Origin of the sequence: Methyloceanibacter sp., assembly GCF_035650995.1 — a bacterium.
Taxonomy (GTDB): domain Bacteria; phylum Pseudomonadota; class Alphaproteobacteria; order Rhizobiales; family Methyloligellaceae; genus Methyloceanibacter.
This window is the reverse complement of the sequence record NZ_DASRGO010000129.1, coordinates 19,732-28,437: the sequence shown is the minus strand read 5'-3', so window position 1 is coordinate 28,437 and position 8,706 is coordinate 19,732. Positions and strand designations below refer to the sequence as shown.

Sequence of the window (8,706 nt, the reverse complement as noted above, 5' to 3'; positions counted from 1 at the left end):
AAGGCTTCACGGTTCAGCCGATGGTGGCGCGATCGGACTCCCACGAGCTGCTGATGGGCGTTTACGAGGACCCGCTGTTCGGCCCGATGATTCTGTTCGGCGCGGGCGGAACGGCGGCCGAGGCCATTCACGATACCGCCGTCGCGCTGCCGCCGCTGGACGGGGAGCTGGCACGCGACCTGATGAGCCAGACACGCATCTTCAAGCTGCTCGAAGGCTATCGCGACCGTCTGGCAGCCGACCTTGACGCGATTGCCGGCGCGCTCGTGCGCCTGTCGCAGCTCGTGGTCGATTGCCCGGCGGTGCGGGAGCTCGACATCAATCCCCTGGTCGCCGACGAAACCGGGGTGATCGCGCTCGATGCGCGTATCCGTATCGAGCCGAGCGAAGTCGAGAAGGTCGGTCCCAATCCGCGGCTTGCGATCAGGCCCTATCCCAACGAATGGGAGACGTGGGCGGCGACCGACAACGGCCAACGCATCTTCATCAGGCCGATCCGGCCGCCCGACGAGCATCTCTACGGCGATTTCATCGCCAAGCTGTCGCCCGAGGACATTCGCTTCCGTTTTCTCGCGCCGCGCAAGGAGTTCTCGCACAGCTTCATCGCCCGCTTCACGCAGATCGATTACGCCCGCGCCATGGCCTTCGTTGCGCTCAACAAGGACCAGAACGAGTTGCTCGGCGTGGCGCGGCTGTCGGCGAATCCCGACTACTTGGGCGGCGAATATGCCATCATCGTGCGCAGCGACCTCAAGGGCAGCGGCATCGGCTGGACGCTGATGCACCACCTGATCAATTATGCCGAGAAGGAGGGACTACGCGAGCTCACCGGCGATGTGCTCGCCAATAACGAGCGTATGCTCGGCATGTGCCGGACGCTCGGATTCGAGATCGTGCCCGATCCCGAGGACAGCTCGATCCGCAAAGTCAGGCTCAAGCTTCCCGCCGGGATCAAGGAGCGGGCACGCGCGGAACCAGCGGCGTAAACCGAATCAATCTAGATCAGCGTGGGCTTGAGGTGCTCGGCGAGGTCGTGATCGGGGACCTTGGTCAGATCCTTCTGCACGCTGTCGGCGGCAAGCTTTGCCATGGCGTTGGATAATTTCTCCTTGAGCTCGGTGAGGACGCGCGGCGGCGCCACGAGAACGAGCTTGTCGAAGCGTTTGCGCCCGTGCGCGGCATCGATCTCCCCGGCCACCGCCTTGACGAAGTCCTCCTTGGCGGCGAGGTGCAGGTCGCGGCGGGGCTCGACGGCGTGACGGGCGGCGTTGGCGCTCTCCTTCACGCGCGCGGGGCGGTCGAGGCCAAGTTCGTGCGAGCGCTCGTGCAGCTCGCTCGAGACGAAGCTCGTGAGGGTGTGGAACTCGCCGTTCTCGCCGCGCTCGACGAAGCGCGCGCGGCCGCCGTCGGCGATCACATAAAGAGTTTTGACTGGCTTCATGGCTTCATGTCCTGAGAAAGACCTAACTCCTTAGAGCCTAGCACGATCCCGCGCGCGACAGGCGGAGGTATTGCCCTCCGGCGCTCGCCTCATGGTTGATCGCGCAGACTGATGATATAGGCGGCGAGATCGGCAAGCTCACCCTTGGTCAAAGGAATCTCGGGCATCGGGTGTTTCGGCAGCATGATGCGGGCGATGATGTCGCCGGTCGTCTGGCCCGGCAGATTGGCGATCTCGCGAAAGCTCGGCACGTCGGCATTCGCGTGCTCCTGATCGGGAGCGACGAGATGGCAGTTGGAGCAGAGGCTTTGCGCAAGCGCTTTCCCGTGCACGGGATCCGGCTGGCCGGGGAGCGCGCCGGCGAGCGCCACGCTTCCGGCGAGCGAAGACAATCCAGCCAAAACGAGCGCTAACAGTCTCATCGGGCCTTCTCCCAAGGCGCAGTCTGACATGCGGAAGCTATCGAGGGGAGCCGCCCCTCTATAGGTGCCACGGCCGATCGCGCGGAGACCTAGGCTGCCATGGCCCTGAGCTTGTCCATATCGAGGACGTGCACGCGACGAGCCGATTCGAGCCTGATCCGCCCCATCTCCTTGAGCTCGGCGAACATGCGCGAAACGGTCTCGAGCGTCAGCCCGAGATAATCGGCGATGTCGTGCCGCGGCATGGCGAGATCGAGGACGTCGGCCGAGCCCGAGCGGTCGGCCATCTCGAGAAGAAAGGCGGCAAGACGCTCGAGCGCGTTCTTGCGGCCGAGGAGGAGGAGGTGATCCTGCGTATGGCGGAGACCGATCATGGTCCGGGTCAGCAGCTCGCGGACGAGGTTTGCCGAGGCGCCGGCGCCGAGAAGCCCTTGCCACCTGAAGGCGACGACTTTGACCGGCACCACGGCCTCGGCCGAATCGTGATGAACCTCGTCAATCTCGAAACCGAACATGTCGCCAGGGAGGTGAAAAGCGCTGATCTGGCGGCGCCCATCGGGCAGAAGCTTGGAGACGCGCACCACGCCGGACACGACTTTGTAGACGTAGCCCGCGGTCTCGCCCTCGGCGAAAATTTCGCCGTTCCGGGGGAAGCTCATCGACACTCCGGCGGGCGATCTCTCGTGGGTCTTAGGGCTTTCAGGGAACAGGGCGTGAACATGAGTACGGGGCGTTTCGGCTGTGGCGACTTCGGTCAGCATCGAGATACTCCCTTGGTTCGGGGTGCCTGATGCGACTGGTACGCCTGCTTGAGCGAGGCCGAAATTCGTGTCGGACGCTTAAGGGGAACTACGTAGGCGGGGGAGCCGGCGGAACGTTGCGGTCGCGACGAACGGCCTCTTTGCCTCCGCTTGCGCCGTCCTGGCGGGTGGTCACGTCCCTAACCGCCTCTACCAGCGCTCCGCCAAGGAGGGGCTTTTCAACGATTTTGGCGATTGAAGCAGCACTTACGCGCTCATATAGGCGCTTTGTGGTCGGTCCGGCGAGGAGGACAACAGGGGTCGAGGCTTCTGCCAAGAGTCCCTCGCTAGTTCCCTCGGTCATCCTCTCGAAGACGTCCTGATCGAGCAGAAGGCAGGTCGGCCGCTCGGTTCCGGTAAGCGAGGAAAACAGCGTGATCTCGTCGGCAAAGCGCACCGCAAATCCTTCAAGCTCAAGCGCGAAACGCAAGGAATCAGCAAGCGCGCCGTCTCTCGTCGCAATCAGGATCGTTCCTGCCTCGGGCACTCCGACTCTCCAATATCGCGGGCGGTCTTTCGCCACACAATTTGAGCGTGAGGCTAAGACGATCATCCGCAAAAACCTTGAGATGTCTCAAAGAGTGGCGATTTTTCGTTGAAGCGAAGGGAGACTGTTAACCGGCGCGCGGCGCAGGGTACACGTTGCCGAGGATCGCCATGCGGATCAGCTCCGAAAGGCTCTTTGCCTGCATTTTGGCCATGAGATTGGCCCGGTAGACTTCGACGGTGCGGGGGCTAATGCCGAGGTCGAAGGCGATCGTTTTGTTGGGATGGCCGGCAACGAGCCCCTCGAGCACTTGGCGTTCCCGCTCGGAGAGGATAGCGAGCTTGGCGGCGATCTCGCCTCCATTCGCACTCTCGTTCGAACCCTGCTCAAGGGCGCGCTTGACCGCGTCGAGGATCGCTTCTTCCTCGAACGGCTTTTCGATGAAATCGACCGCTCCCGCCTTCATCGCTTCGACCGCGAGAGGCACGTCACCATGTCCGGTGATGACGATTGCCGGCATCGAGAGCGATTTGTCCCGCAACGTCCTGAGCAGATCGATCCCGCTCATTCCGGGCATGCGGACATCGGTGATGAGACAGCCATTTTGCGGCGATGACAGTCCGGCGAGAAAGGCCAAGGCCGATTCGTAAAGACGGACCGGAAGGCCCGCCGAACTCAGCATGAAGGCCAAAGACTGACGCACAGCCTCGTCGTCGTCGACTATGTGCACGACCCTGTTCGCCGTCATTGCGCAGAGTCCTCGCTGGTGACCGCCGGCAGGGTGAACCGGAACACGGTGCCGCCGCCGGGATTGGCCTCGGCCCATATCTGCCCGCCATGCGCCTCGATGATGCGCTTGGAAATCGAGAGCCCGACGCCCATGCCTGCGGGCTTGGTGGTCACGAACGGCTGAAACAGACGATCGGCGATCTCCTCGGAGACCCCGTGACCCGTATCGGAAACTCTGATTTCAATCATGCCATTGTCGACCGGGGATGTGCTCACCACGAGCTCCTTGCGCTCGAAACCCTGCATCGCCTCGATTGCATTGCGGATGAGGTTAAGAAGAACCTGCTGGATCTGCACCTTCTCGACCAGCACCATATCGGTGTGGGTCGCGTAGTGGAACATGGTCTTGACCCCCTCCTCCTTGGCGCCGACGAGGGCGAGCGCGCTCGCTTCCTCGATCAACTTGCTTACGTTCTCGGCCCGCCTTTCGGTCTCACCGCGCGCCACGAACTCGCGCAACTGACGAATGATATGGCCCGCGCGCAGCGTCTGCTTGGTGGTTTCGGCGAGCGCGTCGCGGATCTTGTCGGCATTGGGATGATCGACGGACTTGAGCAGGCGCACACAGCCCTGCAGGTAGTTCGACACCGCCGATAGCGGCTGGTTGATCTCATGCGCAAGCGTCGAGGCCATCTCGCCCATCGCCGTCAGCCGCGACAGGCGGGCGAGTTCGGTCTGCAGACCGTGCAGTTTGTGTTCGGTCTCCTGCCGCTCGGTCAAATCGTTGATGAAGCCGGTGAAGAAGCGCCGGTCGCCAGACGTCATCTCGCCCACTTCGAGCTTCATGGGAAAGGTCGACCCGTCCTTTCGCAAGCCGGTGACCACCCGGTCGATGCCGATAATGCGCTTCTCGCCCGTCTCGAGATAGCGGGAGATGTAGCGGTCGTGCTCCTCGCGGTAGGGCGAGGGCATCAACATGCTGACATTGTGTCCAAGCACGGCCCTCTCGGAGTAGCCGAAGAGCCGCTCAGCCGCAGCGTTAAACGATTGAATCATGCCCTTTTCGCAAATGACAACGGTCGCGTCAGGAACGGTGTCCAAGATGGAACGCAGGTGCGCCTCGCGTGCCTTCAGTTCGTTCGCGTTCCTTTGGCTCCTGATCCTGGTGCGGCGGAGCTGCTCGCCGAACCACGAGATACCCCCTCCCACAGCGACAAAGATGAGGGCTTCGAGAATCGCCGGTTCGTTAAGGTTGCCAAGGCCGATCAACAGGACGCCAAGCGTTGCGCTAAGGAGGGTGGTGAGAAGCCCGGGACCCAATCCTCCGAAGCCCGCGGCAATCACTACGGCCGGGATGAAGATCAGGAACGAGGCGCGGTCCTTGAGCCAGGGATGTAAGCCCCAGCCTGCCAGCAGCATGAAGCAGACAGCACCTACCGCCGCCCAATAATGGACGCCCGAGCGAATAGGGTCGTTGACGGCGGCCCATAGCCGGTCATGCCACCCTTCGCCGGTGCGCGCTATCGGTCGTTGCATGAGGAATTCTAACGCCTGGCGAAGGCTGGCGGAACCAGAGCTGCGGCTTGAGCCCAATCAAGGCCCAGGGCGGAAATTTGGCGCATTCCACTCCTTCGAGGCAAGGTGAACCTGAGGCGGATGCCCAATGGAACGCATTAGCCGAACAAGGCCGGCGTTGCGCTTGGCGCGGTGCTCGCGTGCTGCCACCTGACGTGGTCGCTCCTCGTTGCGGCCGGGCTGGCACAGGCTTTCATTGACTTCCTGTTCTCGATCCACTTCATCAAACCGATCTACGTGATCGAGCCGTTCGACATCCTGCGGGCAGCAATGTGGGTGCTCCTCACCGGCTGTATCGGCTATGGGGGGTGCGTCTTCGGCTTGGTATGGAACCGGCTGCCTCGCTTGGCCTCCGCAAGGCGGCCGCGCGAGCCTTGACGATCGGCGCTGTCGCCCTGCCAACTGGGGACCCAAGCCGGAAAGGAGGACTTTGCGATGGCGAACAAAGACGCCGAAATGCCGGGCCACGTGGCTCTCAAAGAGGAGGCGCAGAGGCTCGCCAAGCACCTCGCGACGCTTCGCCAGGATGTCGATGCCTTGACCGCGGCGGTCCGAAGTGCGGGCAGCCACCAGCTTCATCGCGCACAGGACAGGGCCGGAGAGACTCTGCATAGCATCGAGGAAGCGGTTCAGCGCGATCCCTGGACCTCGCTGGGTATCGCAGCAGGTGTTGGGCTCTTGCTTGGCATCGTGCTCAGCCGTTAACGCTTGCGTGGCGGTAAAGCAGGCGCTTCACGCCTTCGACGAGCAGTAGGTAGGCCAGAGTCGCCACGACGAGGAAGAGATAGAACGCGGGCGGCGGCGCGACGAAGCCGAACAGCGCACCGAGCGGCGTGAGCGGAATGACGAGGCCGATCAGCACCACGCTGAGGGTGAGCACGGTAAGAACTGGATTGGGCAAGCTCCGCCATGGGGCCCTCCGCGTCCGGATGACGAAAATGACCAGGGATTGGGTCGCAAGCGACTCTACAAACCACCCGGTCTGAAACATCGGCTCGCTCGCGCCGAACAGCTTGAGCAAGACGAAGAAGGTAAGGAAGTCGAACAGCGAGCTGACCGGGCCGAGCAGCAGCATAAAGCGTTCAATGAACTCTATATCCCAACGCATCGGTTGCCGAATGGCTTCGGCATCGACATTGTCGAACGGCACGCCGACCTCGGAGATGTCGTACAGCAGATTATTGAGCAGCACCTGGGTCGGCTGCATCGGCAGGAAGGGCAGGAATAATGCCGCACCTGCCATGCTGAACATGTTGCCGAAGTTCGAGCTGGACCCCATCAGAATGTATTTGGTGACGTTCTCGACGGTCCGCCGGCCTTCGATGATGCCGTCGTGCACCACGCTGAGATCGTGCTCGAGCAGGACGAGATCGGCCGCCTCCTTGGCAACGTCAGCGGCACCGTCGACGGAAATGCCGACGTCCGCAGCGTGAAGAGCCGAGGCGTCGTTGATGCCGTCGCCGAGGAAGCCCACGACCTTGCCGCTATGCTTCAAGGCGAGCAGCACGCGCTCCTTTTGCTGCGGCGTGATGCGACAGAAGAGATTGACCGACGGAAGCCGCGCGCGGAGCGATTCGGCTGACATGGTCGCAAGCTCCTGCCCGGTGAGCACGCCTTCGACGGTGACGCCGATCGCCGTGCAGATATGGCGCGCGACTCGCTCGTTGTCGCCGGTCAGGATCTTAACCTCGACGCCGATCTCGGCGAGCGCGTGGATGGCGTCGGCCGAATCGGCCTTGGGAGGGTCGATGAAAATAACGAAGCCCGCAAATGTCAGCGCCGTCTCGTCGCGTATGGCCGCGCTCTCGTGATCCCTGGCCAAAGACCGGGAGGCGATGCCGAGGACGCGATAGCCTTCCTCCCCGAGCGCCTCGAAGCGTTGTACAAGGCTGTCGCGCATTTGTGGCTCGAGCGGCAGACATTCGCCCGCGCCCGTCTCGTAGTCGACCGACAGGGCGATGATGTCCTCGGGTGCGCCTTTCACCACAAGGAGGCGGCGGGAGCCGTCATCGACGAGCACCGACACGCGGCGGCGCTCGAAGTCGAACGGCACCTCGTCGATCTTGTGCCACGCGCCCACGTCCAGTTTTTCATGTGCCAGAATCGCATCGTCGAGCGGGCTCTTGATGCCGCTCTCGAACGCGCTGTTGAGGTAGGCGAGCCGCAGCACCTCCTTGCTGTCCTCGCCATGTGCGTCGATGTGGCCGGCGAGACGAATCTCCGCTTCGGTCAGAGTCCCGGTCTTGTCGGTGCACAACACGTCCATCGCTCCAAGATCGTGGATGGCGGCAAGCCGTTTGACGATCACGCGGCGTTGAGCCAGCCGTCTTGCACCATTGGCAAGGGTCACCGTGACCACCATCGGCAGGAGCTCGGGGGTCAGGCCGACGGCAAGCGCAAGCGCAAAGAGGAGCGATTCGAGCCAGGGCCGGTTAAAGACGGCATTCGTGGCGATGACGAACAAGACAAGAAAGATCGTCAGGCGCAGCATGAGAAAGCCGAACCGGCGAATTCCCTGGGCGAAGGCATCGGCAGGCCGCTGAGCGGTCATCCCGCCGGCGAGGCCGCCCAGCTCGGTGGCGCGCCCGGTGCGGCACACGAGCGCGCGCGCGGTACCGCTGATCACCGAAGTGCCCATGAACAGGAAGTTCGCCGCCGTCGAGATGTCTTCGGTCGGAGACGCCAGCTCGACCGGCTGCTTCTCGACGGGAAACGACTCTCCGGTGAGCAGGGCTTGGTTGACGAAGCAGTCGCGCCCCGCGATCAAGCGGCAGTCCGCCGGCACTATGGCTCCGGCCTTCATCTCGACGATATCGCCGGGCACGAGCTGATCGACGGCAATTTCCCGGCTTTTTCCGCTTCGTTGCACTTGCGCCTTCAGACCGACCGAGCGGCGCAGCGCGTCGACGGTATGTTCGGCGCGCCGCTGCTGTACCACATCGAGCGCGACGCTCAGGAGAATGATCACGGCGATGATCGCAAAGCTCGTCACGTCACCCGTCCACGCCGAGAGCCCGCTCGCGAAGAGAAGAATCAAAATGAGAGGATTACTGAGACGATCGACGATCTGACGCCATAGGGGGGTGCGCCGGCGAAGGAGAGCGTCGTTGGGCCCATATCGGGCAAGTCGAAGTTTGCCTTCGCGCTCGCTCAAGCCCTCGGGCGTGGTGCGCAACGCGCGGAGCAGATCGTCGCGCGGAACGTTCCACGGCAGTGCCTCTGCCGTCATGGGATTGGCAGCGTCCATGGGGC

Annotated in this window: 10 protein-coding genes; 3 read left to right on the top strand and 7 right to left on the bottom strand. The window is 62.9% G+C overall.

Annotation, left to right across the window (positions count from 1 at the left end):
• Positions 1–986 (top strand): GNAT family N-acetyltransferase (locus VFB18_RS09860; RefSeq protein WP_324974299.1); only part of this gene is annotated, 986 nt, incomplete at its 5' end.
• A gap of 11 nt (positions 987–997) precedes the next feature.
• Here VFB18_RS09860 and VFB18_RS09855 read toward each other — a convergent pair.
• The 6 genes from VFB18_RS09855 to VFB18_RS09830 all read right to left on the bottom strand — a co-directional run bounded on the left by VFB18_RS09855 (position 998) and on the right by VFB18_RS09830 (position 5,415).
• Positions 998–1,441, bottom strand: coding sequence for a host attachment protein (locus VFB18_RS09855; RefSeq protein WP_324974296.1), 444 nt, complete (start codon positions 1,439–1,441; stop codon positions 998–1,000).
• Between the two features lie 89 nt (positions 1,442–1,530).
• The gene (locus VFB18_RS09850; RefSeq protein ID WP_324974293.1) at positions 1,531–1,863 is read right to left on the bottom strand and encodes a cytochrome c; all 333 of its coding nucleotides are present in this window, start codon (positions 1,861–1,863) and stop codon (positions 1,531–1,533) included.
• A gap of 89 nt (positions 1,864–1,952) precedes the next feature.
• Positions 1,953–2,522, bottom strand: coding sequence for a helix-turn-helix domain-containing protein (locus tag VFB18_RS09845; protein ID WP_324974290.1), 570 nt, complete (start codon positions 2,520–2,522; stop codon positions 1,953–1,955).
• A 190-nt stretch (positions 2,523–2,712) separates the two neighbouring features.
• Positions 2,713–3,150 carry a hypothetical protein gene (locus VFB18_RS09840; protein ID WP_324974288.1) on the bottom strand — a complete coding sequence of 146 codons (438 nt, stop codon included), beginning with the start codon at positions 3,148–3,150 and terminating at the stop codon, positions 2,713–2,715.
• Positions 3,151–3,277: 127 nt separating this feature from the next.
• Positions 3,278–3,898 (bottom strand): response regulator FixJ, encoded by a 621-nt coding sequence (gene fixJ / locus VFB18_RS09835; protein WP_324974285.1) that lies wholly within the window; start codon positions 3,896–3,898, stop codon positions 3,278–3,280.
• On the bottom strand, positions 3,895–5,415 hold the full coding sequence (locus tag VFB18_RS09830) for a PAS domain S-box protein (RefSeq protein WP_324974282.1): 1,521 nt from the start codon (positions 5,413–5,415) through the stop codon (positions 3,895–3,897). Before VFB18_RS09830 ends, fixJ begins: the two co-directional genes overlap by 4 nt.
• A 171-nt stretch (positions 5,416–5,586) precedes the next feature.
• Between VFB18_RS09830 and VFB18_RS09825 the strand changes: the two genes are divergently transcribed.
• On the top strand, positions 5,587–5,832 hold the full coding sequence (locus tag VFB18_RS09825) for a hypothetical protein (protein ID WP_324974279.1): 246 nt from the start codon (positions 5,587–5,589) through the stop codon (positions 5,830–5,832).
• 57 nt (positions 5,833–5,889) lie between these two features.
• The gene (locus tag VFB18_RS09820) at positions 5,890–6,159 is read left to right on the top strand and encodes a DUF883 family protein (protein WP_324974276.1); all 270 of its coding nucleotides are present in this window, start codon (positions 5,890–5,892) and stop codon (positions 6,157–6,159) included.
• Here the strand turns inward: VFB18_RS09820 and mgtA are convergent.
• Positions 6,149–8,701 carry a magnesium-translocating P-type ATPase gene (gene mgtA, locus VFB18_RS09815; RefSeq protein ID WP_324974272.1) on the bottom strand — a complete coding sequence of 851 codons (2,553 nt, stop codon included), beginning with the start codon at positions 8,699–8,701 and terminating at the stop codon, positions 6,149–6,151. The two genes, VFB18_RS09820 and mgtA, sit on opposite strands and share 11 nt — an antisense overlap.
• Positions 8,702–8,706: the final 5 nt, after the last annotated feature.